This window comes from Psychrobacter sp. TB20-MNA-CIBAN-0197 (genome assembly GCF_040309765.1).
GTDB classification, from domain to species: domain Bacteria; phylum Pseudomonadota; class Gammaproteobacteria; order Pseudomonadales; family Moraxellaceae; genus Psychrobacter; species Psychrobacter submarinus.
In genome coordinates this window covers 26,731-52,204 of the sequence record NZ_JBEOPC010000006.1, presented here as the reverse complement: position 1 = coordinate 52,204, position 25,474 = coordinate 26,731, and the positions used below count along the sequence as shown (strand labels likewise).

Below are 25,474 nucleotides of genomic sequence, written 5' to 3'. Positions count from 1 at the left end.
TCTCTTAGTTATCACTATCTATTTAACAGGTAGAGTGTTATACGCGCTCAATGATGGTGGCAATACCCATACCACCGCCGACACATAAGGTAAGCATGGCGGTTTTAAGATCACGGCGCTCAAGCTCGTCGAGCACCGTTGTCATCAGCATCGCACCTGTAGCACCAAGCGGATGACCCATAGCGATAGCGCCGCCATTGACGTTGACGATATCAAGCGAGATGCCAAGATCATCCGCTGTATTCATAGGGACAGCGGCAAAAGCTTCATTAATCTCCCAAAGATCGATATCGGAGGCTTGCATACCCGCCTTGTCGAGTGCTTTTCTACAAGCAGGGGTTGGACCTGTGAGCATGATCGAAGGCTCAGAGCCTATGACTGAGGCCATCGTAATCTTGGCTCGTGGTTTCAGACCGGCTTTTTTGCCTGCAGCAGCGCTGCCGACTAGGCATAACGCGGCACCATCGACGATGCCTGAGGAATTGCCCGCATGATGCACATGATTGACAGTTTCGATAGTGGTGTATTTATCTAAAATCACACTATCAAAACCCATTTGACCAGGCATAGCAAAAGAAGGGTTTAGGCCTGCTAGCGTCTCAGGCGTCGTACTGGGACGAATAGTCTCATCTTTCGCTAATAGCAGCATACCGTTGAGATCTTTGACAGGTACTACTGACTTATCAAAATAGCCCTGCTCCCAAGCTTTGGCAGCTCTTTGGTGTGACTGGGTAGCGAACGCATCGACATCGCTGCGACTAAAACCTTTGAGCGTGGCTATGGTATCGGCACCCACCCCTTGTGGGACAAAACCAGTACCGTCATTGACCCGTGGATCCATGTACCAAGCACCGCCATCAGAACCCATAGGCACACGGCTCATTGACTCGACGCCACCAGCGACGACCATGTCCTCCATACCCGACATGACTTTTGCTGCGGCAAGGTTGATCGACTCAAGCCCTGAGGCGCAGTATCTAGACAGCGTGACGCCTGCAACGCTTTGATCCCAATCGGCATCGAGCACGGCAATACGCGCGATATCAGAACCTTGTTCGCCAACGGGTGTCACACAGCCGAGTACCACATCATCGACTAGACTTGTATCCAAATGATGACGCTGCTGCATCTCTTTTAATAAACCACGCACCAGCCAAATCGGCGATGCTTGATACAAAGAGCCGTCCTGCTTACCCTTGCCGCGCGGCGTACGGATACTGTCAAAAATATAAGCCGTCTCAGTCATAAAATTCCCTTTTTCTGTCCTTCAAATAAATTATTGTCACTAAGCCTTAATTCTAAGGCTGAACTTAATTGTCATAAATCCAGCTCTAGCTTTTATACTATATTCAGTTCGAAATACAACCGATACGCTAATGTATTCGTGCAGTTGTTATAAATTTTACTTGCGTGCTGTGTCGTTGCAGTCAGAGGCTGCGAAAAATTCATCCCAACCGCACTGTATCGTTTTTAAAGTGAATTAACTATAGCGATAATATCAATAAAACAGTGACTTAAAAAAATGGTTACATAAAGCGTGACGCCAGCTCTTTCATAATCTCATTAGTGCCGCCGTATATTTTTTGTACCCGAGCATCGGCATACATGCGAGCGATTGGATACTCTGACATATAGCCATAACCGCCAAACAGTTGCAGACACTCATCCATCGTTTTGCACTGTTTTTCTGTCACCCAGTACTTAATGAGCGAGGCTTGCGCGGCATCAAGTTTACCTTCTATTTGTGCCTCTACTGCTGAATCGCATAAGGTTTTTACCGCTAAATAATCCGCTTGCACCTCAGCGAGCTTAAAGCGCGTATTTTGGAAACCCCAAATCGGCTTGCCAAAAGCTTCACGCTGTTTGACATAATCGAGGGTCAGCTCTAAAGCCAGTTTCATAGCGCCGCAGCCACTCAGAGCAATAATCAGGCGCTCTTGTGGCAACTCCTGCATCATATGCATAAAGCCTAGACCTTCCATACCGCCGAGTATGTTTTTTTGTGGCACACGGACATTATCGAAGAATAGCTCTGAGGTATCTTGTCCGGTAAGGCCCGTCTTTTTGAGGTTACGACCGCGCGAAAACCCTTGTAGATCGTCTGTCTCAACTAGGATAAGAGAGACGCCTTGCGCGCCTTTGTCACGATCTGTTTTACACGCGAGTAGCACAACATTGGCATGCTGACCGTTAGTGATAAAGGTTTTTGAACCATTAATAATATAGTCGTCACCGTCTTTTGTCGCATAAGTCTTAATGGCCTGTAAGTCAGAACCCGTACCCGGTTCGGTCATCGCAATCGCGCCGATATAGTCGCCTGTTGCCATTTTTGGTAATATCGACTTTTTCTGATCTTCTGTGCCAAGCTTATAGATATAAGGCGCCACAATACCTGAATGCACCATACCGCCATACCCGGCTTGGTTCGCCTGCGCTTGCGCCAAAATGATAGCCGCTTCATGACCAAAATCACCGCCACCGCCGCCGTATGCTTCTGGTATTGAGGCACATAAAAAGCCCATCTCGCCCGCCTCTTCCCAAGCATCGCGATCGATCATGCCAGCCTCGCGCCATCCTTCGTCTCTGTCCTCCCAGCTTTGAAACATTTTTAGAGCACTGTCGTACACCATTTCGTGCTCTTCGGTCATCCACTTTGCTGAAAATGTTCTGATGCTCATAATGTCTTTCCTTGACAAGGTTTTCTAGTAATAATTAAATCAATAATGATAGTGCAAAACTTTTTATGGCAGGTTAATAATAAATAGTAATATTTATTACCCTTATAAATTCTTTGATACCGTCTTCAGATATCAAGCCATGGGATTTATACTAGAATAGCAAGTATTATGTTGCAACTCATATTTAAACAATGGTAATTATAATTACCATTGTTTAAATATGAGTTAATAGTTTGTATCAGTAACGCAATTGCTCATACTGATTATGAAAAAGTAAATAGCCGCGGGGTAGCAGCATAGGTAGATAAAATTAGATAACTGAAATGAGACTGAGATGAGATTGCTGGAGCTTTAAGAATTCTATATTAAGAGTCTTAAGTAAAGATGCTTGGTTAAAGAAGCTTAGTTGTGGAAGCTCGATTAAAAAAATGAAAATAAATCAGCATATAAGGGCCATATCGTTGATAACCTATCAAAGAATAGATAAGTAGAACAAGGTGAAAAAACAGGCCCTTTTGCATGAGATTTGAGAGATGACTTATAGGCTCAGACCCGCTCTATGACCATAGCCAGCCCTTGCCCGATACCAATGCATAAGCTAACGACCGCATATCGTCCACCCGTGCGCTGTAGCTCGCGCGCCGTACTTAACGCGAGCCTTGCACCTGATGCACCTAGCGGATGACCGACCGCAATCGCCCCGCCGTTTGGATTAACGCGGGTGTCATCAAAGTGAATATTCAAACCCTTTAGACAACCCAGTACTTGCGAGGCAAAGGCTTCGTTAATCTCGATGATGGACATATCATCAAGGGTCAAATTGGCACGTTTTAGTGCCAGTTTAATCGCCTCAACAGGACCCACGCCCATAATATTTGGCTCAACGCCCATCGCGCCTGAGGATAAAATCTTAGCGATAGGTTTAAACCCTAACCTTTCTTCTGCCTGCGTTGAGCCAATAATTAGCGCCGCTGCGCCATCGTTAATACCCGACGCGTTGCCTGCTGTGACCACGCCATTCTCATTCAAAGGTTTCAGTTTTTGCAAAGCATCCACAGTAGAGCTAGCGCGAGGATGCTCATCTTCCATTATCGCTTCGTCTGGTAATTTTTTACCTTGCGATACCCTAATGGGCGTGATTTCATCGTCAAAGAACCCGGCTTGTTTAGCAGCTTGATATTTCGCTTGCGAGGCGGCTGCGAATTTATCTGCTTCTTCTCGGCTGATATCGTATTTGCGCGCGACATTATCGCCCGTTTGCGGCATACTGTCGCTACCAAATGCTTTGGTTAAAACAGGATTGGGAAATCGGCTACCAATAGTGGTATCAAATACTTTAAAGTCGCGACTAAAAGGCTGCTCAGTTTTGGCAAACACAAATGGCGCGCGGGTCATGGACTCAACGCCACCTGCCAAAAATACATCCCCCTCGTTACAAGTGATACTACGAGCGGCATCAATGACAGTAGATAGCCCTGACGCACATAGACGATTGACGGTTTGACCGGGCGTTGTCACATCTAATCCCCCTAGTAATGCGGCATTGCGAGCAATATTGCGTGAGTCTTCACCCGCTTGGTTGGTATTGCCGATGAGCACTTCATCAAAGATATCGCTGGGCAGTTGGTGCTTTTCAACCAAAGCTTTTATCACTGCCGCGATCATATTATCGGGACGCACGGTGGCAAGTGCGCCGCCATGGCGACCAAAAGGGCTTCTTAAGCCATCATAAATATAGGCATCTAACATCACTTATCCTTGTTGTGTTTTAAGAGTGTATTTGATTAAAATATGGGATTTCGTAACTATACTTGGGCGCGCTAAGTCATTAATAAGCCATTAACCTAAATAGTTGTTTTGTTGAGTAAACAGAGAAATACTAAGCTTAGCGCGGCGCTGTAGCCAAGGGCTGGGACGATAGCGCGGATCACCTGTTAGGGCGTAAATACGCTGTAAGATAAGTAAAATACGCTTGGCTCCCAGCGCATCGCCCCACGAAATCGGACCGAACGGATAACCCAAGCCAAGCTTGACGGCATTGTCGATATCCTTTGGTGTAGCTATGCCTTGCTGCGCCATATCACAACCCAAATTAATTACCATCGCGACCACTCGCTGCGCCACAAAGCCCGTGCTTTCTTTAATTAGCGAAGCACCATCTGAGCCTTCATCCAAACTTTTACCGAATAAAGTATAAGCCTGCATGACAAATTTGTCCTCTGTAACAATACTAGGCATCAACGTACGATGCTTCGATAAGTCCGTTAGCATATCGATGGCAACTGCTTGCTTAGGATCAACTTGATAACGCATAGCGGCATTGGTGGTATCTTCGCCATAAATTGCTAGTAATATTAAACTGTTAGGGTTTGGGGTATTGTTATCGTCGATAGTGATGTCATTAGCGTTTAGATAATCAACCAGCTGTTGTTTATCTGCCGCTAAATCTGCGCCAATCCAAACTGAATTAACGGCTTTGTCAAACACAGCGTTAGAAAAAGACTCTTGAGCGGTATCTGCTGTTGCTTTTTTACCGTCTTGCTTTTTACCATCTATGTACTGATAAAACCCCTCGTCAACTTTACGACCCAGCTTGTTGCCTTCTAACATTTGCCGCGTCAACGGATGCGGGCGGTAGCGCGGCTCGAAGTAATATTGATTATAAATCGACTCCATAACGGGATGCGAGACATCGACCCCTGTCAGATCCATCAGCTCAAACGGTCCCATACGAAAGCCTGCGCCATCGCGCAAAATACGGTCAATCTGCTCAAGACTAGCGACTCCTTCGCCTAGTATTTTTAGCGCCTCTGTACCAAAAGCTCTACCACCATGGTTGACGATAAACCCTGGCGTATCTTTTGCCACGACACCTAAATGTCCCATACGTTTGGCTAAACTGGTAAGTGTCTCTACAACACAATGGTCAGTAGAGATGCCCGGAATCACCTCAACGATTTTCATTAGCGGCACAGGATTAAAGAAGTGAAACCCTGCTACCCGCTCTGGATGCTGACAAACCGAGGCAATGGCAGTCACTGATAGCGATGAGGTATTGGTTGCTAAAATGGTGTCGGTAGGAACAAGGCTGTCTAATTGCTTAAACAACTGCTGTTTGATCTCTAAATTTTCAATAATGGCTTCGATAACGATGTCTACTTCAGCAATTTGCGCGATATCTTCAATCACGGTTAAGTTTGATAGAGTCGCTTGCAATTGCTCATCAGTAAACTTCCCCTTAGCCGCAAGTTTTTCAAGCGTCGCTTGAAGCGATTGGCGTCCTTGCTCAGCGGTTCCTGCTTTGGCATCAAATAACAATACGTTAATGCCTGCTTGCGCGGCGATTTGGGCGATGCCCATACCCATGATACCCGTACCAACAATGGCTAATGATTGCATATCTGATAATGTGATAGTCATAATATTCCTTTATATGATTTAGCGGTGTCTTAAACCCTTAAACGACTACTGTCCTTTGTAGTTGGCGTCGCGCTTTTCCAAAAATGCTTTCGCGCCTTCTTTTTGATCTTCGGTATCGAATAAAATCTGAAAGGCTTTACGCTCTAAGGCCAATGCCGCGGGTAGTGGCATGTCTACCCCAAGGTTGGCGACTTCTTTGATTTGGGTTAAAGCAATAGGCGAATAGCTTGCCAACTGCTCAGCAATCTCGATAGCACGCTTAATAGTCGCCTCATCGTCCACCACTTCAGACACTAGCCCCATTTGATCCGCCTGATCAGCGCTTATCATATCGCCCGTTAAAATGAGCTTCATGGCTTTATGTTTGCCTATGACACGAAACAACCGCTGCGTGCCCCCTGCCCCTGGCATTAATCCTATTTTTATTTCTGGTTGTCCAAACTTCGCAGACTTGCCCGCGACAATGATATCGGCATGCATGGCAAGCTCACAGCCACCGCCCAGCGCATAACCATTGACCGCGGCAATAATGGGCTTACGGCAATCAGTGATGGCATCCCAATAGCGTTCGCTATGACGCAAATAAACATCGACGGTCTTTGCGGTCAAAAAGTCGTTAATATCGGCGCCCGCGGCAAACACTTTATTGCCGCCAGTGAGCACAATAGCCTTGGTCTTTGGGTCATTGTTTAATCGAATAAAAATCTCTGCCATCTGTGCGCGTAACTCAGCGTTTAGGGCGTTGCGCACTTTGGGGCGATTGAGGGTTATCACACTTACGCCATTATCTAGCGTCTCACAAGTAATAATGAGCTCTTCCATGATGCTATCCTTAATAGGTACTTGAGTAGTAGGTTTTTATAGCCAATCCAATATAAGATAAATACAGTGCTACTGGGATGAATTTTGCGCAGCCTCTGGGAACGCAGCACGCAAGGAAAATTTGTAGCAGTAGCACGCTACTGTAGCTATACTCTTTTTATTTAAGATTAGCTATATAACAATAATCCATAAATATCGCACTGCGGTTTTCATAACTGAAATCATTGTAATATGCTTTAGTATAGATTATGCTATTTAGCTCATACAAGCGCTTTATGTAAAACCGTTATTCGTACTATTAGTCATAAACGTCAAACTTATCCAAACTGTGTTTAACATTTACTCCCATCAGACAAGGAAGTCTCATGATTAGAGATCAAGAAGTCCTCGACCACATCGTCGACACCGTGCGCCAGTTTGTCAATAACCAGCTGATACCTATGGAGGATTGGGTCGCAGAAAATGATCGCCTGCCAGAAGAGATTATCGATCAAATGCGCGAGCTGGGTCTATTTGGGCTGACCATTCCAGAAGAATACGGCGGTCTTGGACTCACGATGGAAGAAGAAGTAATTGTCGCTTTTGAGATGGGTCGTACCTCCCCTGCGTTTCGCTCACTTATCGGTACCAATAATGGTATTGGCTCTTCAGGTCTGGTCATCGACGGCACCGAAGAGCAAAAGCAAAAGTACCTCCCCAAACTTGCCAGCGGCGAGATCATTGGCTCGTTTTGTTTGACTGAGCCTGAAGCAGGCTCGGATGCTGCGTCGCTTAGAACCACCGCTATCAAAGACGGCGATACTTATGTCATTAACGGCACCAAGCGCTATATCACTAACGCGCCAGAGGCCGGTGTTTTCACTGTCATGGCACGTACGGACCCTGAAAACAAACGCGCGGGCGGCATCTCCGCCTTTATCGTTGAGAGCGATACCCCAGGTATTACCTTAGGTAAGTGGGATAAAAAAATGGGGCAAAAAGGCGCCCATACTTGTGATGTCATCTTTGATAACTGCGTGGTGCCAGCGAGTGCTTTGATCGGCGGCGTCGAAGGTATCGGCTTTAAAACGGCGATGAAGGTGCTGGATAAAGGTCGCTTGCATATCGCGGCTGCCAGTACTGCCGCTGCCACGCGTATGTTAGATGATGCGCTGCGTTATGCGGTGGATCGCAAACAGTTTGGTCAACCGATTGCCAGTTTTCAGCTCATCCAAGCAATGCTCGCAGACTCAAAGGCGGAGATTTATGCCGCCAAATCTATGGTGCTTGATGCCTCGCGCCTGCGTGATGAAGGTAAAGATGTGGTGACTGAGTCCTCCTGTGCTAAGATGTTCGCCACTGAGATGTGTGGCCGCGTGGCAGATCGTGCGGTGCAGATACATGGCGGCGCAGGCTATATTGCGGATTATGGTATTGAGCGCTTTTATCGTGATGTGCGTCTGTATCGTCTCTATGAAGGCACCACGCAAATCCAGCAAATCATTATCGCACGCAACATGATAAAAGAAGCGAGCGAATAACCTTAACCTAGAATACTACCTACAATACTACGCCCTATGACGATTCGTAATACTACGAGCAGCGCTCTTGAGCTGCTAGAGCCTATAAGTGAGATGAAAGATCAAAGCGATCGGCAATTCGTCACCGCGCTCGCTCGCGGGCTTGAGCTACTCCGATGTTTTACTCCGCAGCAGCCCATGCTTGGCAATCAAGAGCTCAGCCAATTAACGGGACTACCGAAAGGTACGGTGACTCGCCTGACCTACACCTTAGTCAAGCTTGGTTATCTAAAGCAGGCGACAAACAAAGGCAAATATCAGCTAGCGGCTGGAGTTTTAGGCTTTGGCTATACGATGATCGCGAACATGGCTATCAATAACTTAGTCACGCCTTACATGGAGGCGCTAGCAGATTATGCCGATAGCGCCGTCGCTATGGCAACCCGCGATCGGCTGATGATGGTGTATCTCAATGTGGTACAAGGCGCTAGCGCCACGACGATGCGGCGTAACGTTGGCTCATATCTACCTATGTACTCAACAGCTATGGGCCGCGCGTGCTTAGCAAGCATGCCACCTGCTGAACAAGATTTTATGATGAATGCGATACGTCATAAGTACGATAAAGACTGGTTAAACATCAAGTCAAGCCTAGAGCAAGCGTTTAAAGATTATGAGGATTTTGGCTACTGCTTCTCATTTGGTGATTGGCAAAAAGAGGTCAATGCCGTTGCCACAGCTATCATGCACCCTACCGAGGGTCTACTCACCTTTAACTGCGGCGCGCCAAGTTTTGTACTTAGCTGTACTAAGATTGAAGAGGACATTGCGCCGCGTCTACTGCATATGAAGTATAATATTGAGAGCAGCCTTTAGTTCAATCAAGAAAAACGAGCACTTACACTCAAACCAACTACTGTAAATAACCGCCCTCAGACATAAGCTCAGGCGGCAGATCCGTTTCGCCCAGAGCTTCTAGCAAATTGATCTCGATAGTGCGAGAAATAGAAGTCAAAGCCAAATTATTAGCATCCACGCCAAATGGATTGGTAATTTCCTCATTGAGAGCATCTAAGCCAAAAAAGGTGTACGCAATGACGCCGCAGACTAAAGGGGTGACCCAGCCTAAAGACGTCGCCAAGCCAAAAGGCAGCATAAAGCAGTACAGGTAAGTGGTACGGTGCACCAGCAAGGTGTAAGCAAATGGCAATGGCGTGTTATGAATGCGCTCGCAAGCTGCCAAAACTATAGTCATCGAGGTGACGCGTTCGTCCATATTTTGGATCATAAGATCAGATGTCAGCTGCTCACGTCGACTACGGCTAAGCTCTTTGCCGATTAATCGCAAGAGATATTCAGGAAGGTTACCGGCTTTACGCATACTGGCGTGATGCTCCGGCGCTACAAAACGCTCAACATCCTCCCAAGGGCAAGTATTACGAAGTCTGTGCCTGAGGGCGTGAGTAAAAGCAATCGTCAGCTGCACCATAGAGCGCTGCGCGCGCTGTCCACTATCAGTGTCGTCGTCTATAAAGGATAGTACCTGCCGAGTAAAGCTACGAGCATCGTATACCAACTGACCCCATAAGCAGCGTCCCTCCCACCAGCGCTGGTAGCTGGCATTATTCCGAAAGCCGAGAAACAAAGATAAAGCAATACCCAGTAAGGTAAAAGGCGCAGCACCATAAGAGGGAAAGGAGCCTGGAATCCAGTGCTGGACGGCTGAGATGACTGCGCTAAGTAAAGTAATCAGTAAAACTTGCAGATAGATATGAGGAATGACAGAACCGCGTAAGGTGAAGAGTATTCTAAAGGCATTCGGTTTTTGCCAAACGATCATGACAGCTTCCTATAAATCTGATATCGAGGTACGCGGGGTCAACTACTTGGGTACTAGCTACTGAGAAATAATGACTGGCGATTTTAGCATGAAACTTTTCCATGCGGTGGCAGTGCTTAGGTAATAACTTGCATACCGTTATTAATCATTAGAATATTCGACTAATCATGACAAGAGTCATCCGCAAGCGCGTGTAGTATCCCGCACGATTCAGCAGGTGCCTCTGTTGTACACTTTTGGCGCAGCTGTATTAAGTGCTGCTTTAATTGCCGCAATTCTTGCATGCGTGTCTCTACGGTTTCAATATGCTCCTCTAATAACTCATTGACCTCTCCGCAGTTTTTATCTGGAGTATCCCAGTACTGCAGTAACACGCGCACTTCATCCAAACTCATATCAAGCGTACGACAGTGCAATATAAACTGCAGGCGCTCGATGTGCTCTTCACGATATAACCGATAATTGCCTTGGCTACGAAAAGGCTCCGGCAATAACTGCTCTTTTTCATAATAACGAATGGTCTCAACCGTCGCCCCTGTGCGCCGAGCAAGCTCACCGATTTTAATGGGTGCTTTGACTGCCATTACCCTCCCCTTTTATTGCTCTAAACCATAAAGTAGCTATAAGGTTCATTATAAAAATCTGGGGGCTATAGTAGATAAGCACTATGCTAGACTACTTTTATGAAGATAACCCGTTGTAAACTCAGTAAAAAAGTACAGAGACGACTGTTAGAGTTTTTCACAGCTGAAGTGACTGCTAGAACAGCCGCAGATTTGCTTGATATTCAGCCTAATACTGCTGCACTTTTTTATCATAAAATAAGACTTGTGATAGATTACCATCTCTCATTAGAAGCTGATGAACTTTTTGATGGTAAGGTCGAATTAGATGAAAGTTATTTTGGCGGTGTACGCAAAGGTAAAAGAGGTCGCGGGGCTGCTGGTAAAACCGCTGTATTTGGTATCCTAAAACGAAATGGTAAGGTTTATACCATTGTCGTAGCAGACACCAAACAAACCACCCTAATGCCTGTCATCAAGCGTAAAATCAAGCCTGACAGCTTTGTTTATACGGATAGCTATCGAAGTTATAATGCATTAGATGTGAGCGAGTTTAAACTCTTTAGAGTCAGTCACTCTAAAGAGTTTACTTGTGGTAAAAACAATCACATCAATGGCATTGAGAACTTTTGGAATCAGTCTAAACGACCACTCAGAAAGTATAATGGGATTGATAAGAAGCATTTCCATTTATTTTTAAAAGAGTGCGAGTTTAGGTTTAACTATGGCTCACCATCTAATCAGCTGAAAACCTTGAGAAAATGGTGTGATATTTAATCCTTATCTACTACAGCCCCTAAAATAATACTAGCAGCAATGGTTTACGCTTTATACCCGCTTTCACATACTACTAAGGTCTGCTTGCTTTTGCTTATCACTTATCCGCACTTATAGAGGGTTATCCCAGTAAGGATCATCACCCAAACGCTCAGCAATAAAGTCAATTAAGTAGCGGCAGCGCTGCGACAAAAATCGATTTTTTGGATAGACAGCATAAGCATTTAAGGTCGGCAGTTGATAGTCCTCAAGCAAAGATACCAAATCACCGCTTGCCAAGGTCTTATAGGTAATAAAAGTAGGCAAAAAAGCAATACCTTGACCCTTTACTGCCATATCGAGTAAAAAGTCGCCGTTATTGGCTTTTATTTTTGATTGAGTAGCGACTGTATGCGTTTTACCTTCGGCGTCCGTTAGCGCTATGCTGCTATCTTTGCCAAGGCCATACTGCAAAAACTGATGCTCCTTGAGATCTTCTAAAGTTGTTGGCGTGCCCATTTTTTTTAGATAATCAGGACTCGCGCACAGAGCGTAACGAATCAGCGCTAAACGCTTGGCTTGATGTGTAGAGTCTTGCAATTCTCTAATACGAATGGCCAACTCAAAGCCCTCTTCGACCAGATCTACATGACGATCAGAGAAGTCCAGCTCAAAGCTCAAGCCGGGATGCTGATTGGCAAAATCATCAATCACACCGCTAAGATGCATCAAACCAAAAGTTAACGGCGCGGTCATCTTCAGTGTACCTTCGATACGCGTAGGCGAGCCGCTGGTCTGCTCGTTGAGCGCGTCAACTTCGTTCAATATACTGCACGCTCGCTGATAGTACTGCTCGCCAGCCTCAGTCAGATTAGATTGACGCGTGGTTCGGCTGATAAGCTGATTACCTAAGCGCGTCTCTAAATCTTTTAGGCGCCGACTTACCGCTGACTTAGCGATATTTAATTGCTCAGCGGCTTTGGTGATACTACCTGCTTCGACAACACGTACAAACATCGACATGTCTTCAAACTGTCCCATGTTAACCGCCTTATTATGGTTTATTTCAAAAAAGTAAGGGAGATTCTATCTAGAGAACCTCCCTTACTCAATCAAAAGTTAGCTGACAAACTAAGTTAGCACTTAAAAGCGGCTATTTGAGATCAGCTTTTTTGCTACCCTCAACCTGCACCACTAGCTTGACGTTTTTCATGACACCGCCGTCTGTGTAGGTATCGATACCCCATTTGGTTCTGTCGATAGTGGTTTCAAAATCACCACCACAAGCCTCGACGCCTAATGCTGGGCTGTTGTAGCAATTGAACTTAGTGGCTGTCAAAGTTACCGGATGCGTCTCCCCTAGTAAGGTCAGATCGCCGGTGACTGTTTTGACTTTATCACCATCAAACTGCCAGTTGGTAGATTTGAAATATGCCGTCGGATATTCTTTGACATTAAAAAAATCTTCAGATTTTAGATGATTATCAAAGGCTTTGAGTCCTGTGCTCAAGCTGCCCATAGGAATAGTAATGCCAACGAAGCCCTTTTGTGCTTCAGGCGCGTACTCAAGGATACCTGACAAATCGTAGAAACCGCCTGCATTGGTAGAAGTACCGAAGTGATCTACGCTAAAGCGTACCGCAGTGTGGTTGGGATCGAGCTCATAAGTTGCAGCGTGTCCAACTGTGCTAAATACACCAAGACCACTGACAGCGGCGATAGCGACAGCGCGATTGGCTTGTTTTAAAAATTGTGAGGCCATATTGGATCATCCTTTTATTGAGTACAGACTAATTAAGTCAAACCGTTTAAATACAAATCAGTTAAGTGCAGTTAAGTTAAGTGAAACGAGCTAAGCACAGAGATTTGCATTCATGTAAATGCACGCTTTATTAAGCATGCCTAATAGATTAAGACACTAATTTTAGCAAAAACTAGAAAAAATAAATGCCGAACCTGCTAAAGATATGTGTCATTGCGTTGCTTTTTGTATGGTTTTACCAAAGCCACTTGTCAAATGTTTATTCTTACTATATAAGCCCTATACTAATTGCTTAGCTACTATATTAGTAGCGCAATTAATAATGTAATTTCAGTATCTTCAACACACATAAACACACATAACTTTTGGCACTTATAACTTAAAACACATCAAAGCTTGGTATAAAGCGCTTGGACTATAAAAGATTTAGGTCAAGCTCTCATACTGGTATAAGTTAGGTGAGCTAGTTACATGATTTAGATATTTAACCATACTTTTAACATTAGTATTGTTCTTATATAAAGAACTCATATTTGTAATTAATATGGTTTATTACTTTTTTGTTAAAAAATATAATAGCGCCATTATGCAGCTTATGACAAGCGTTTTACTTATAAAGTCTTAACTTATAAACTAATTTTGAAGAAGCACTATCGATAAATTACAAGAATTAAGTGCACCGATTAACCGTTTATTCATATCAATGGTTTTTATTTTTTTAGGGTTTTCGAAGATTACAGGATATGCAGGTACGGCCGACTATATGGAGTCTATGGGCGTATCTAGGGTTTGGTTAAAAGGGAAGATGGCTTGTGGATTAAGCTGGCATCGGTGCCACTGTTTATCTTAACGGTCGTTATTACAAAGGTATATATCGATAGGAGCAAGCAGCAACAGCGGGTACTCAGCCATTTATTACTCGCAGAAGCGCTATTTTTGACCGCTTTTATGATTGCAACAAGAAAAGAAGCCATGATTCGTCATGGCTTCTTTGTTGGCTATTACTATCGTACTATCTATATCGGCTTAGCAGCTTAAGTTAGTACCTTGATACCTTAGCTTAATACCTTAAGCTGTTGCGTCATGAAATACCGAATCGGCTTGGTATTCTGGATGCTTGTCGATATAGGACTTTACATAAGGACAAGTGGGTTTGACCCGTAAACCTTTGGCCGCTGCATCGTCTAAGATATATTTGACTAAGTAGCCTGCGATACCTTGGCCGCCAAGCGCATCAGGCACTTCAGTATGCTTATACTTAATACCCTTCTCGCTTTGAGAGGTGGTAAAGAATTCGTAATCCTCTAAAGCGATTTGATCATCGATATGAATTTCAAAACGTTTTTTGTCTTTATTATCAATAACTTCGTAATTCATCTCACCTTGATTCGACATTGTTACTCTCTTTTTATGGTTTGAATTTAATACGCCAATTCATATTAGGGCGTGTCCCTATTTCAAAAATGGTGATGAAAATGAGATAAATCGCAGGCAAACAAGGAAAATAGCGAAGGTAATATCAAGATATTGACCAGCTATTTGACACCGTTTGCCAAAGATTTAGCCATTTTTAGCCCATTTAGTCATAAACGCTTGAATTAGGGACACGCCCTAGTAGCTTATGTCAACAACAGCGCAGATATTATAGTACGTCAATTGTATGCTTTTTTTAGCTTAGCCTCTTTAAACTTGATAATAGCGATAAGCGTTTGATGACGGACTAAAATAACAATCATCACTAATCATAGCTCCCCTGCAAACTGATAGCGCTCGCCGGCATGCCACATCTTTACCACCGTTAGCACCTTACCCGCTGAATAAGTCTGGCGCTGGAGCATTAAAGTTGGCGAATTAGGCGCTATTTGTAGAGCTTGAGCGATATCTTTAGGCGCCGCTAGCGCTTGAATAGTATAGCTACCTCGCTCTAATGGAGTCTGCTCAATCAGATAGTCGCTAGTATTCACGACCCTAAAATCTTGCTCTATAAAATCAGGCAACTGCTGCGCGTCAACCCAGCGCTCTTCGAACTGTATTGGTAGTCCATCAGCCAAATGGATAATTTTCACCTCGTATACTAGTGCTTCTGGAAGATCCTCTTTTGCTAACTGAGCGCTATTACTTTGCTTAGACTTTACTAGGATATCGCTAAACCTATCGTACACTTCTTTAGGCAACTCGTTTGCTAAATTTTCTTGGGTAAGACTTCGCGTGCTCACCACTTGCGCTTGATAATCGCGATTGGCGGACTTTAGATCCTCGGCGATATTACGCACCTCGACAAAGGTATGATTAAACTGCTGCTGCGCTACAAAGGTGCCAGAGCCTTGGCGGCGCTCTAATACCCGCTCTTCACTGAGCTCTTTTAACGCCCGGTTGACCGTCATACGCGACACCCCAAACTCTTCTGCTAGCGCCATCTCGGTCGATATCGCCTCTCCTGCCTGCCATTTACCGCTATGAATGTTATGCAGAATTGCTGTCTTAATACGCTGATACGCCGGGCTTTTTTTACTATTTTTGGTAGTCATTTCAATTATACCTATTGCTTCGCCCTGTCGTTACAGGGCATCAGCCTGCACTGAGAAAACATTCTTATGAGATTATGAGCCTTACTATAACCATCATTATACGATTTTGACAGAGTCAATAATGATAAAAAGTACTTGCAAGCCGATTCAATTATTGATAATTTGTATATACAACTTTTTCATACGAATATGTATCGTGCAATTATTTACTAATACCGAAACTGCTTTTTAGATAATCATAAGGAATGATGATGACTACTCCATTAGCCCCTCAAGAGTCTACCTTTACTCGCCGTGATGACAGCCGTGAAATCGCTGCGCCTACTGGTAGCGAGCTGCACTGTAAAAGCTGGCTGACCGAAGCGCCGTTTCGTATGCTACAAAATAACTTACATCCTGATGTCGCCGAAAACCCAAAGAGCTTAGTCGTTTATGGTGGTATCGGCCGCGCGGCGCGCAATTGGGAGAGCTATGATCAGATATTAGAATCCCTCAAAGAGCTTGAAGATAACCAAACGCTGTTGGTGCAATCTGGCAAACCGGTGGGCGTATTTCAAACTCATGAAGACGCGCCGCGCGTCTTGATTGCCAACTCAAACCTAGTACCGCGCTGGGCGACATGGGAGCACTTTAACGAGCTCGATCGTAAAGACTTATTTATGTATGGGCAGATGACAGCGGGGAGCTGGATCTACATCGGGACTCAAGGCATTGTACAGGGCACTTACGAGACCTTTGTCGAGGCAGGTCGTCAGCATTATGATGGTGACTGGAGCGGACGCTGGATCTTGACTGCTGGACTTGGCGGCATGGGCGGCGCGCAGCCGCTAGCGGCGACTTTTGCTGGCGCAACCTCTTTGAATATTGAGTGCCAACAGTCGAGCATTGATTTTCGTTTGCGTACCGGTTACGTCGATAAGCAAGCGGACGATCTTGACCATGCCTACGAGCTGATCAAGCAGCATACTGCTGCAGGCGAAGCTATTTCTATCGCCCTACTCGGCAATGCCGCCGATATTTTACCCGAGATAGTTAAGCGCGCCAAAGACGGCGAGATACAACCTGATCTAGTCACTGACCAAACCTCAGCGCATGATTTAATCAATGGCTACTTGCCAAGTGGCTGGACGGTTGCAGAATGGAAGGCGGCGCAAGAAGACCCAAGTCAACACCAAGCTCTGACCAAAGCGGCGGCGCAGTCTTGCGCGGTGCATGTACAGGCCATACTAGATCTACAAGACATGGGTATACCAGCGACTGACTACGGTAACAATATCCGCCAGGTGGCGTTTGATGAAGGCGTCAAAGATGCCTTTAATTTCCCCGGTTTTGTCCCTGCTTATATCCGCCCGCTGTTTTGCCAAGGTAAAGGGCCGTTTCGCTGGGTCGCCTTATCAGGAGATCCTGAGGACATCTACAAAACCGATCAGAAAATCAAAGAGCTATTCCCCGAGAACACCCATGTACATCGCTGGCTTGATATGGCAAAAGAGCGCATTCACTTTCAAGGCTTGCCGGCGCGGATCTGTTGGCTTGGCCTTGGCGAGCGCGACAAAGCGGGTCTGGCGTTTAATGAGATGGTCAAAAATGGCGAGCTCAAAGGCCCTATCGTCATCGGCCGTGACCATTTAGACACCGGTTCGGTTGCCAGCCCCAACCGTGAGACTGAAAGCATGAAAGATGGCACGGATGCGGTCTCTGATTGGGCGCTACTCAACGCTATGCTCAACGTCGCAGGCGGCGCAACGTGGGTATCACTACATCATGGCGGCGGCGTTGGTATGGGCTACTCGCAGCATTCAGGCATGGTGATTGTCGCTGACGGCACAGATGCCGCAGCCAAACGCTTGTCACGCGTATTGGTCAATGACTGCGGCTCAGGCGTCATGCGTCATGCCGATGCTGGTTATGAGCTGGCGATCAAAACCGCAAAAGACTATGGCTTAAAGCTACCGATGATCAAATAATTTGCCCTCTGTCCTTATGAGCTTGTAGCTAGGCAGAAGGACATAATCGCCTATTTATCAAGGAGGATAATATGATTGAACAAGACACCACCTCTGATCTGCATGATGACCATGCAACGACATCGTCAAAAAAACTGCTATCAAAGCCTGTGGCACTGATACAGCTGATTGTCTTTAGTGCTATCGGTCTGGTGATGTTCTTTGTGCCGTTTACCATTGGTGAAAAAAGCACGATATTGTTCGATCATGGCGCGACCTACTTGGTGACGCAGCAGCATACTTTATCTGTCACGCTATTGTTTTTACTCATGCTCTACGGCGTGAGTAAACCATTTATCGACGGCTCGTGGCGTAAGAATATCACTCATATGATTATGACTGGTTTCAAGGTCATTGGTCTGATATTGGCGGTAATGTATGTTTCTGGCGCGGCACCTTCCTTTATAATGGAAGCCGATATGCTGCCGTTTTTATTTGAAAAACTGGCACTACCCGTCGGAATGATTGTACCCATTGGTGCGCTGATTTTAGCCTTTTTGGTGGGCTTTGGGCTGCTTGAGATGGTTGGTGTGCTGATGCAACCCATCATGAAACCCATTTGGAAAACGCCGGGATCATCGGCGATTGATGCCGTTGCTTCCTTTGTCGGTAGCTACTCTATCGGTCTGCTCATTACCAATCGTGTGTATTTGCAAAAACAGTATTCAGCGCGTGAAGCCGTCATTATCGCCACTGGCTTTTCGACGGTATCGGCCGCATTTATGGTAATTGTTGCCAAAACGCTTGGAATCATGGAATTTTGGAACCTCTTTTTTTGGTCAACACTAATCATCACCTTTTTGGTCACTGCGATTACTGCTCGGATTCCGCCCATTAGTCTGTTTGATGATAAGATGGAGCGTCCAACCCTCGATCACGCAAGAGGTAAACGACTAGCGGCAGCTTTTGATTTGGGTTTGTCCACCTCACGCCGAGCCACTGACCTCAAACAAATTTTGTGGTCTAATTTTCGTGATGGCCTGACGATGGCAGCGGCTATTGTACCCTCTATCATTGCGGTCGGCTTGACTGGATTGCTATTAGCAAAATATACACCCGTGTTCGATGCCTTAGGGTTACTGCTTTATCCATTTACATGGCTTGGCGGCCTACCAGACCCGCTGGTCGCTGCCAAAGGTATGTCAGCAGGATTGGCTGAGATGTTCTTGCCAGCACTACTACTGAGTGACGCAGATGTACTGACGCGCTATGTCGCAGGGGTCATCTCCATTAGTAGCGTGCTGTTTTTCTCCGCCATGATTCCTTGTGTCCTTGCAACCGAGATTCCAATCTCTGTTGGTAAAATGGTCATCATTTGGTTTGAGCGCGTGGTACTTAGTATTTTAATTGCCGCGCCTTTTGGTCAATTGGCCATCTACCTTAACTGGATTGGTTGATAGCAGTGACATCAAATGAGACGTATTAAATATTGAAGTACCTAAAAACACCTAGATAGCTCAACTTTATAACGATTTGTCTTAAAAATAATACCATTAACACCGCTTACAACCCTAGGATTACCCTTATGAGCAACATCAAACAACTAACCCTACACCCACGCCAGCTTAGCTTTAAGATGCTACGCGACATCTACGATCAGCCCGTGGTATTGAGCTTGCCTGAGAGTGCTTACGCGGATATTGACGCCTCGCATAACAATGTCAAAACCATTATTGAGCGTGATAAGAGCGCCTACGGCATTAACACCGGCTTTGGCTTACTGGCTAAAACCCGAATCAGCGATGATCAATTAGAGCTGCTACAGCGCAATTTGATCATCTCGCATTCAGTCGGCACGGGAGATGCCCTACCTGCTGATGTAGTCAGACTGATTATGGTAATGAAAGTTGCCAGTCTAGCGCAAGGCGTCTCAGGCGTACGTCGCCTCGTTGTCGACAGCTTACTGGGCTTAATCAATAACCAAATTACCCCGTATATTCCGGCTAAAGGTTCAGTTGGCGCCTCAGGAGATCTAGCGCCGCTCTCGCACATGACGTTGGCGATTATGGGCGAAGGGCAAGTATTTGTAAAAGACAAGCTCGTATCAGCTGCTGATGCGCTAGCGCAGCATGGTCTTGAGCCAATCACCCTGGCAGCCAAAGAAGGGCTGGCGCTCATCAACGGCACACAAGTATCGACGGCGCTTGCTTTGCGTGGTTATTTCCACGCGCGTGATTTACTAGAGTCAGCCACTATCGTCGGCTCACTGTCCATTGATGCTGCTAAAGGTTCAGATGCCCCGTTCGATGCGCGTATTCATGAAGTGCGTGGTCATCATGGGCAGATTCAGATTGCTCAGGCGCATAGAAGCTTGATCGAAGGCAGCGCGATTCGTGCCTCACACGCGGGCGAGCAAGATGATCGCGTACAAGATCCCTACTGTCTGCGCTGTCAGCCACAAGTGATGGGTGCTTGCTTGGACATTATCAATCAAGCCGGGCAAACGCTACTTATCGAAGCCAATGCAGTGACTGATAATCCGCTGATCTTCAATAATGAAGATGGCCCCGTGGCAATCTCTGGCGGTAATTTCCATGCCGAGCCGGTGGCTTTTGCCGCTGATATCTTGGCATTAGCGATTGCTGAGATCGGCTCGATGTCTGAGCGCCGTGTCGCTTTGCTGATCGATGCAACTTTGTCAGCTGGTCTGCCACCATTCCTAGTCGATAACGCTGGGGTAAACTCAGGCTTTATGATTGCTCATGTAACCGCAGCAGCACTGGCTTCTGAGAATAAATCTATCGCCCATCCTGGTAGCGTCGATAGCATCCCAACATCTGCTAACCAAGAAGATCATGTATCGATGGCAACGTATGCAGCGCGCCGACTATATGAGATGGTACAAAACACATCGACCATTGTCGGTATAGAGCTGCTGGCTGCCGGACAAGGTATCGATTTTCGACAAGGTCTTGATACCTCAAAGCCCCTACAAACCGCTCATAACAGCTTGCGTGATAAAGTGAGCTTTTATGATAAAGACCGCTATCTTGCGCCTGATATAGAAGCGGCCAAACAGCTGGTATTAAGTGGTGAGCTCACGCGCCACTGGCAAGATTTGCGCGCAGACTGGTATCTATCAAAGTAGCGCCTTGTATTAATAGAGCATTGTAAAGGAGCCCGATCATGCCAGCCATCATGGTACAGCATACAAAAGCAGATATGAGTCTGTGGACAGGCCGCGTTGAGCCGTTCGAGACACAGCGCGCCCGCTATTGGTATCAGCTTGCTCAGCCTTATAGCTTTAATAAAGCTGATGAAATTAATAAAGGTAATAAAGGCGACAAGCCCAGTCAACACATTGCTTTAGTAGGCTTTGCTTGCGATCAAGGCGTGCGCCGCAATCAAGGCCGTATTGGTGCACGGGCGGCTCCGCCACTACTAAAAAGCACCTTTGCTAGTCTCCCTGTTATCAAAGAGATTCAAGACAGCTTTGAGGGTAAGCTGACAACTTTAATGGCTGATGCCGGCGACATCGAGTGTGAGGACAATGATGAGTTTGCTGAACAAATCTTGGAGGAGGCGCAGCAGTGCTATGCTGATGTCATTACAAGTGTGATTAAACAAGGCAGCTTAGCGATCGGTCTTGGTGGTGGTCACGCCATAGCTTACGGTAGCTTTTTGGGTCTATGGCAAGCCATGCAAACAGCGCCGAGTGATCAAGACAAAATAAAAGCTCAGACAGTCATCGGTATTATTAATTTCGATGCGCACCTTGATATTCGTGCCGCCAATGCTCCCACATCTGGTACGCCGTTTCGGCAAATCGCTGAGCATCTACAAGCCTTTAATCAGCCTTTTCATTACTGTTGCATTGGCGTCAGTCGTCTATCAAACACTGCTGCCCTATTTGATCGCGCCGATGATTTAGGCGTGCAAATCATTAGCGATGAAGACTGTAATCATAAAAAATGGAAAAAGCTAGCGTCGCAAATCACTAACTTTATCGAGCAAGTGGACATTATCTATCTTACGATTGATATGGATTGTATGCCAGCAAGCGTGGTGCCTGGTGTTAGCGCTCCGGCAGCTTATGGTATCAATTTAGGTTTTGTGGAGCGCGCGGTCAAACTCATCATGGACTCAGGCAAAGTTAAAATAGCAGATATTGCCGAGATTAATCCCACTTATGATATTGACAACCGCAGTTGTAAGGTGGCGGCGCGTCTATTATCTACCATCGTTGAACGCTGCTTACTAACTATATAATTTAATAAAACCTGAATAATTTAATAAAACCTGAGTTAAATAGTGCATGAAATGCACTCTACCCCGTTTCGATTGAAAACTATAAACGCGCTAGCTTTCACCTAAAATGAGCAGGAGCATATTATGACCAACTCTACCAAACAGATCAATAATGATGACGCTATGACATCGTTTGACAGCCTCATCATCAATGCCAATCTCGCGACTTTTTCGGCTGAGTATGGCTTTGATATAAGTGCAGATAATAACAGTAATAATATGCCCTACGGTCAGCTAGAAAATGCCGCTATCGGTATTAACAATGGCAAAATTGCTTGGATAGGCGCTCAAGATGAGATATCAAGCTTTTTATCTAGCTATCAAAACCAGCAGATTACTGATGCTAAGGGCAACTGGATAACGCCAGGTCTCGTTGATTGTCATACTCATCTGGTATATGCCGGTAACCGCAGCAACGAGTTTGAAGCGCGCCTACATGGTGCCAGCTATCAAGACATCGCCGAGCAAGGCGGCGGTATTGTCTCAACGGTGAGATCAACCCGCGCCGCCAGTAGCGATGAATTATTTGCACAAAGTGAGAAGCGGCTACTTGCACTCATGCGCGAGGGCGTGACTAGTATCGAGATCAAGTCCGGCTATGGTTTAGATTTGGAGACTGAGCGCAAAATGCTCACTGTCGCCCGTCAGCTTAGCGAAAAACATCATATCGATGTCCGCACCAGCTATCTTGCCGCCCACGCCTTGCCTCCAGAGTATAAAGACCGCGCTGATGAATATATCGAGCAAGTGTGTGAGTGGTTGCCTATCTTGCATCGTGAGGGCTTAGTCGATGCTGTCGATGGCTTTTGTGAAGGGATAGCTTTTAGTAGTGAGCAAATCAGAAAGGTTTTTGAAGTGGCGCGCGCGCTTGAATTGCCGGTCAAGCTGCATTCAGAGCAGCTCTCTAATATTGGCGCGAGTGCACTGGTCGCTGATTATCAAGGACTATCTAGTGATCACTTAGAGCATTTATCAGAGGACGATATCAAGAAGATGGCCGCAAGCGACACCGTCGCAGTATTATTACCCGGCGCATTTTATACGTTACGTGATACTAAGCTGCCACCGATAGAGACTTTGCGTCAGCACAAGGTCTCAATGGCTATCTCCACCGATTGCAACCCTGGCACCTCACCCCTAACTTCTTTGCTGCTCGCGATGAATATGGGCTGTACGTTGTTTTACTTAACGCCAGAAGAGGTGCTCGCAGGAGCTACGGTTCATGCGGCCAAGGCACTAGGATTAAACAACAAGGGCAGAATCGCTGTCGGCTGCGATGCAGACTTAGTGCTGTGGGACATCGCCCGCCCTGCTGATCTGGCTTATCAGATCGGGCTCAATCCTATCCTAGGAACGATGTATCAAGGTCAATGGCGCTAATTTATAACCATAAGACTTATGACTTAGGTCTTGTTGAATATAATAATCGCTTGAAGCTATCGTTAAATAGCGCCAAGCGGTTATTTTATACTTAGAGTTTAGCCAAAACCACTACTCTGCAATCTCTTCCTCAACAGCTTCTAGGTTCGTCTGTTGATACTGTGCTTGCTCCACGGTTCCACTGTACATGGTCTTGGCCATAGGCAAAGTGCTATAGAGCATTTTTCCAATTGCAGTACCATTGCCTTCTTCATAATACTGCATCAGCTCACGCCCGTACTCTCTAATATCGATACTATTACTAGCATTGGGGATTTGTTTATCCGCTGGCAAGTTTGGGAACGCTATAGCTGAGGAGACAGGCATATATTGCTGCAGAACATCGATTGTCAGCCCTTTATTGACTTTTTGTGAGTCTGCATATTGGCTGCGCTGATGCTGCCATTGTATCTGCCCGCGTGGGCTCAAACCATATAGCGTTTGAATCATTGGCTGCTGGTTTGCAACTTTATTATTCATCGCTTCATTATCAGAACGCGCTGCGCCTTCGAATACGTCATTGACGATACTATCTGCTTGTCGATCAGTGACGTTTTTCATCAAGGATAAAGCTTGCTGCACGAGTACTTTGCTAGTGAGCTTAGTTGCATCAGGGCGAGGAGCGCTTGGCTCATAAGCCTTGGCTTCTTTTATAAGCTCAGGATACTGATTAGTCATCCGCTCATAAAAGATACTGACGTAATCTTTATAAAACTGCTCATAGCTCTCAGCACTTTGTACGCGGCGGATGATTTGCGGCGTTTGCTGCATAGTATTTAGCTGCGGCGTAGGCAGTTTGGGCGATAGAGTCGCTAAAGTCGTCGGCGCAATATAGTCAAACTGACTCTCGGGCGCCGCTTCATAAGTGCGGTCTAAGGCTTCAAAGTGCGCCTTAATCACTGACTTACCGAAGCCTTTGGGCAAGCTACCGTCATCAAGCGCTAAGCGTAGCCATTTGTTTTGCCACTGAGTGCCAAGCTTATCATCGGCAAATTCAGAGGTCAGTAGTGCAAAGTTATCAGCCCATAGATAGATATTACCGGTCTTAAAATCGACATAGATAGGCTGACTAATAGTAGTACGATTATTACGCGCATGATACTGAGCGCTCATCAGCATCGTAAACCTGCCAGCTAGCGGCTGATAAACGCCTTGCGCATTGATGGATAAAGGCTTGAGCAAATACGCGTCAAGCAATTGCGCTTTTTTAATATCGAGTGGCGTTGATTTATCCTCATAGTTATTAAATAGCTGCTGATAATAAGGGCTTACCGCCTGTGAAGTACTTCCATTCTGTTTTTCATTAAGAGGATTGCCCTTTATCATACTGGTTTCAAGGATAGTGGCGCCCTCTTGCCCTTCCGCTTCGATAGCTAACGGTTCACTGACTTCGACTATAGCTTCATTCTCGTCACTGTCATAGTCATCATAGCTATCATAATAGTCATCAGCTCTCTTAGCCTGCCAAGCTTGATAAGCGTCCCTACACGCTAAATATTTGTTTTTAAGTGCGCTGCGCTGTACCTTATACTGCGGTGCGGACAGCTCTAAGTTTTGCGCTTGTGCTTGGGCAATCAAATCTGCATAGGCCTGATCATGGGTCTCTTCACAATATCTGGCGGCAGTCTCTGCGGCGACTAGTTGCGTTTGGTCTACATTGGTAAACTGCTGCTCATTGCTGATCTCAATGTTGCTATGGTAACTAAACGAGCTACGGCGCTGTTTTTTTAGAGCGCTCTCTAAGCTTGTTTTTGCCGCGTTTTGACTGGCGGCAACATTAGTCACACTGCTTGAGTTGGTACTCATAGACTGGCAACCCGTTAGCGCTACACTACCAACCAACAAGGCGCTACTGACTAGCGAGCGCTTAGCCATAATGGTATTTGTAGCTACAGATAACGCTACTGGCTTGATTTGAGTTTTCATTTTTTAT

At 45.8% G+C, this 25,474-nt stretch carries 21 protein-coding genes and 1 pseudogene; 10 read left to right on the top strand and 12 right to left on the bottom strand.

All coding sequences use genetic code 11. The features are described from left to right. Positions 1 to 37 precede the first annotated feature (37 nt). The 5 genes from AAEY83_RS03045 to AAEY83_RS03025 all read right to left on the bottom strand — a co-directional run bounded on the left by AAEY83_RS03045 (position 38) and on the right by AAEY83_RS03025 (position 6,920). Positions 38 to 1,246, bottom strand: a complete 1,209-nt coding sequence (locus AAEY83_RS03045; protein ID WP_025646960.1) for an acetyl-CoA C-acetyltransferase — start codon at positions 1,244 to 1,246, stop codon at positions 38 to 40. A gap of 280 nt (positions 1,247 to 1,526) precedes the next feature. Next, positions 1,527 to 2,678 (bottom strand): acyl-CoA dehydrogenase family protein, encoded by a 1,152-nt coding sequence (locus AAEY83_RS03040; RefSeq protein ID WP_025646959.1) that lies wholly within the window; start codon positions 2,676 to 2,678, stop codon positions 1,527 to 1,529. Positions 2,679 to 3,224: 546 nt separating this feature from the next. Further along, on the bottom strand, positions 3,225 to 4,427 hold the full coding sequence (locus AAEY83_RS03035; protein WP_025646958.1) for a 3-oxoadipyl-CoA thiolase: 1,203 nt from the start codon (positions 4,425 to 4,427) through the stop codon (positions 3,225 to 3,227). Positions 4,428 to 4,517: 90 nt separating this feature from the next. Beyond that, positions 4,518 to 6,098 (bottom strand): 3-hydroxyacyl-CoA dehydrogenase, encoded by a 1,581-nt coding sequence (locus AAEY83_RS03030; protein WP_037059738.1) that lies wholly within the window; start codon positions 6,096 to 6,098, stop codon positions 4,518 to 4,520. A gap of 45 nt (positions 6,099 to 6,143) precedes the next feature. Then, positions 6,144 to 6,920 (bottom strand): enoyl-CoA hydratase, encoded by a 777-nt coding sequence (locus tag AAEY83_RS03025; RefSeq protein ID WP_025646956.1) that lies wholly within the window; start codon positions 6,918 to 6,920, stop codon positions 6,144 to 6,146. A gap of 365 nt (positions 6,921 to 7,285) precedes the next feature. Between AAEY83_RS03025 and AAEY83_RS03020 the strand changes: the two genes are divergently transcribed. Together AAEY83_RS03020 and AAEY83_RS03015 are read left to right on the top strand one after the other, a co-directional pair. After that, on the top strand, positions 7,286 to 8,440 hold the full coding sequence (locus tag AAEY83_RS03020; protein ID WP_025646955.1) for an acyl-CoA dehydrogenase family protein: 1,155 nt from the start codon (positions 7,286 to 7,288) through the stop codon (positions 8,438 to 8,440). A 36-nt stretch (positions 8,441 to 8,476) separates the two neighbouring features. After that, on the top strand, positions 8,477 to 9,295 hold the full coding sequence (locus AAEY83_RS03015; RefSeq protein ID WP_025646954.1) for an IclR family transcriptional regulator: 819 nt from the start codon (positions 8,477 to 8,479) through the stop codon (positions 9,293 to 9,295). 37 nt (positions 9,296 to 9,332) lie between these two features. On the opposite strand, the gene AAEY83_RS03010 is transcribed toward AAEY83_RS03015, so the two are convergent. Both AAEY83_RS03010 and cadR read right to left on the bottom strand, forming a co-directional pair. Then, the gene (locus AAEY83_RS03010) at positions 9,333 to 10,259 is read right to left on the bottom strand and encodes a bestrophin family protein (RefSeq protein ID WP_025646953.1); all 927 of its coding nucleotides are present in this window, start codon (positions 10,257 to 10,259) and stop codon (positions 9,333 to 9,335) included. Between the two features lie 161 nt (positions 10,260 to 10,420). Further along, entirely contained in the window at positions 10,421 to 10,843 is a 423-nt protein-coding gene (gene cadR / locus AAEY83_RS03005; RefSeq protein ID WP_037059735.1) for a Cd(II)/Pb(II)-responsive transcriptional regulator, read from the bottom strand. Positions 10,844 to 10,942: 99 nt separating this feature from the next. On the opposite strand from cadR, the gene AAEY83_RS03000 reads away from it, so the two are divergent. Further along, positions 10,943 to 11,599 (top strand): IS1595 family transposase, encoded by a 657-nt coding sequence (locus AAEY83_RS03000; RefSeq protein WP_025646951.1) that lies wholly within the window; start codon positions 10,943 to 10,945, stop codon positions 11,597 to 11,599. A 111-nt stretch (positions 11,600 to 11,710) separates the two neighbouring features. Here the strand turns inward: AAEY83_RS03000 and AAEY83_RS02995 are convergent, their stop codons facing one another. Together AAEY83_RS02995 and AAEY83_RS02990 are read right to left on the bottom strand one after the other, a co-directional pair. Then, entirely contained in the window at positions 11,711 to 12,619 is a 909-nt protein-coding gene (locus tag AAEY83_RS02995) for a LysR family transcriptional regulator (protein ID WP_025646950.1), read from the bottom strand. A 112-nt stretch (positions 12,620 to 12,731) separates the two neighbouring features. Beyond that, the gene (locus AAEY83_RS02990; protein ID WP_025646949.1) at positions 12,732 to 13,340 is read right to left on the bottom strand and encodes a YceI family protein; all 609 of its coding nucleotides are present in this window, start codon (positions 13,338 to 13,340) and stop codon (positions 12,732 to 12,734) included. 703 nt (positions 13,341 to 14,043) lie between these two features. Here AAEY83_RS02990 and AAEY83_RS19115 point away from each other — a divergent pair. Then, entirely contained in the window at positions 14,044 to 14,190 is a 147-nt protein-coding gene (locus AAEY83_RS19115) for a hypothetical protein (RefSeq protein ID WP_413771578.1), read from the top strand. Next, a pseudogene (locus tag AAEY83_RS02980) lies at positions 14,130 to 14,297 on the top strand (YoaK family protein); the annotation flags it as partial. The gene AAEY83_RS19115 and the pseudogene AAEY83_RS02980, both read left to right, overlap by 61 nt. 111 nt (positions 14,298 to 14,408) lie before the next feature. On the opposite strand, the gene AAEY83_RS02975 reads toward AAEY83_RS02980, so the two are convergent. Then, a complete protein-coding gene (locus tag AAEY83_RS02975; protein WP_051397508.1) occupies positions 14,409 to 14,735 on the bottom strand; it encodes a GNAT family N-acetyltransferase in 327 nt (108 codons plus the stop codon). Positions 14,736 to 15,082: 347 nt separating this feature from the next. Next, a complete protein-coding gene (locus AAEY83_RS02970; RefSeq protein ID WP_025646946.1) occupies positions 15,083 to 15,868 on the bottom strand; it encodes a UTRA domain-containing protein in 786 nt (261 codons plus the stop codon). Between the two features lie 251 nt (positions 15,869 to 16,119). Between AAEY83_RS02970 and hutU the strand changes: the two genes are divergently transcribed. The 5 genes from hutU (at position 16,120) to hutI (ending at position 23,502) form a co-directional block, all read left to right on the top strand. After that, complete coding sequence (hutU, locus tag AAEY83_RS02965) at positions 16,120 to 17,835, top strand: urocanate hydratase (protein ID WP_198013376.1); 1,716 nt, start codon at positions 16,120 to 16,122, stop codon at positions 17,833 to 17,835. Positions 17,836 to 17,906: 71 nt separating this feature from the next. Further along, on the top strand, positions 17,907 to 19,271 hold the full coding sequence (locus AAEY83_RS02960) for a YjiH family protein (protein ID WP_025646944.1): 1,365 nt from the start codon (positions 17,907 to 17,909) through the stop codon (positions 19,269 to 19,271). Between the two features lie 128 nt (positions 19,272 to 19,399). After that, positions 19,400 to 20,962, top strand: coding sequence for a histidine ammonia-lyase (gene hutH / locus AAEY83_RS02955; RefSeq protein ID WP_037059733.1), 1,563 nt, complete (start codon positions 19,400 to 19,402; stop codon positions 20,960 to 20,962). 38 nt (positions 20,963 to 21,000) lie between these two features. Further along, positions 21,001 to 22,083, top strand: a complete 1,083-nt coding sequence (gene hutG / locus AAEY83_RS02950; protein WP_025646942.1) for a formimidoylglutamase — start codon at positions 21,001 to 21,003, stop codon at positions 22,081 to 22,083. 123 nt (positions 22,084 to 22,206) lie between these two features. After that, positions 22,207 to 23,502 carry an imidazolonepropionase gene (hutI, locus tag AAEY83_RS02945; protein WP_025646941.1) on the top strand — a complete coding sequence of 432 codons (1,296 nt, stop codon included), beginning with the start codon at positions 22,207 to 22,209 and terminating at the stop codon, positions 23,500 to 23,502. A 111-nt stretch (positions 23,503 to 23,613) separates the two neighbouring features. Here hutI and AAEY83_RS02940 read toward each other — a convergent pair whose 3' ends face one another. After that, positions 23,614 to 25,467 (bottom strand): hypothetical protein, encoded by a 1,854-nt coding sequence (locus AAEY83_RS02940; RefSeq protein WP_025646940.1) that lies wholly within the window; start codon positions 25,465 to 25,467, stop codon positions 23,614 to 23,616. Positions 25,468 to 25,474 lie beyond the last annotated feature (7 nt).

Bases quoted from the DNA above. Each gene is read 5' to 3' on its own strand.
- AAEY83_RS03045 (WP_025646960.1), bottom strand. From the start codon at position 1,246: ATGACTGAGACGGCTTATATTTTTGACAGTATCCGTACGCCGCGCGGC.
- AAEY83_RS03040 (WP_025646959.1), bottom strand. From the start codon at position 2,678: ATGAGCATCAGAACATTTTCAGCAAAGTGGATGACCGAAGAGCACGAA.
- AAEY83_RS03035 (WP_025646958.1), bottom strand. From the start codon at position 4,427: ATGTTAGATGCCTATATTTATGATGGCTTAAGAAGCCCTTTTGGTCGC.
- AAEY83_RS03030 (WP_037059738.1), bottom strand. From the start codon at position 6,098: ATGACTATCACATTATCAGATATGCAATCATTAGCCATTGTTGGTACG.
- AAEY83_RS03025 (WP_025646956.1), bottom strand. From the start codon at position 6,920: ATGGAAGAGCTCATTATTACTTGTGAGACGCTAGATAATGGCGTAAGT.
- AAEY83_RS03020 (WP_025646955.1), top strand. From the start codon at position 7,286: ATGATTAGAGATCAAGAAGTCCTCGACCACATCGTCGACACCGTGCGC.
- AAEY83_RS03015 (WP_025646954.1), top strand. From the start codon at position 8,477: ATGACGATTCGTAATACTACGAGCAGCGCTCTTGAGCTGCTAGAGCCT.
- AAEY83_RS03010 (WP_025646953.1), bottom strand. From the start codon at position 10,259: ATGATCGTTTGGCAAAAACCGAATGCCTTTAGAATACTCTTCACCTTA.
- cadR (WP_037059735.1), bottom strand. From the start codon at position 10,843: ATGGCAGTCAAAGCACCCATTAAAATCGGTGAGCTTGCTCGGCGCACA.
- AAEY83_RS03000 (WP_025646951.1), top strand. From the start codon at position 10,943: ATGAAGATAACCCGTTGTAAACTCAGTAAAAAAGTACAGAGACGACTG.
- AAEY83_RS02995 (WP_025646950.1), bottom strand. From the start codon at position 12,619: ATGGGACAGTTTGAAGACATGTCGATGTTTGTACGTGTTGTCGAAGCA.
- AAEY83_RS02990 (WP_025646949.1), bottom strand. From the start codon at position 13,340: ATGGCCTCACAATTTTTAAAACAAGCCAATCGCGCTGTCGCTATCGCC.
- AAEY83_RS19115 (WP_413771578.1), top strand. From the start codon at position 14,044: ATGGTTTTTATTTTTTTAGGGTTTTCGAAGATTACAGGATATGCAGGT.
- AAEY83_RS02975 (WP_051397508.1), bottom strand. From the start codon at position 14,735: ATGTCGAATCAAGGTGAGATGAATTACGAAGTTATTGATAATAAAGAC.
- AAEY83_RS02970 (WP_025646946.1), bottom strand. From the start codon at position 15,868: ATGACTACCAAAAATAGTAAAAAAAGCCCGGCGTATCAGCGTATTAAG.
- hutU (WP_198013376.1), top strand. From the start codon at position 16,120: ATGACTACTCCATTAGCCCCTCAAGAGTCTACCTTTACTCGCCGTGAT.
- AAEY83_RS02960 (WP_025646944.1), top strand. From the start codon at position 17,907: ATGATTGAACAAGACACCACCTCTGATCTGCATGATGACCATGCAACG.
- hutH (WP_037059733.1), top strand. From the start codon at position 19,400: ATGAGCAACATCAAACAACTAACCCTACACCCACGCCAGCTTAGCTTT.
- hutG (WP_025646942.1), top strand. From the start codon at position 21,001: ATGCCAGCCATCATGGTACAGCATACAAAAGCAGATATGAGTCTGTGG.
- hutI (WP_025646941.1), top strand. From the start codon at position 22,207: ATGACCAACTCTACCAAACAGATCAATAATGATGACGCTATGACATCG.
- AAEY83_RS02940 (WP_025646940.1), bottom strand. From the start codon at position 25,467: ATGAAAACTCAAATCAAGCCAGTAGCGTTATCTGTAGCTACAAATACC.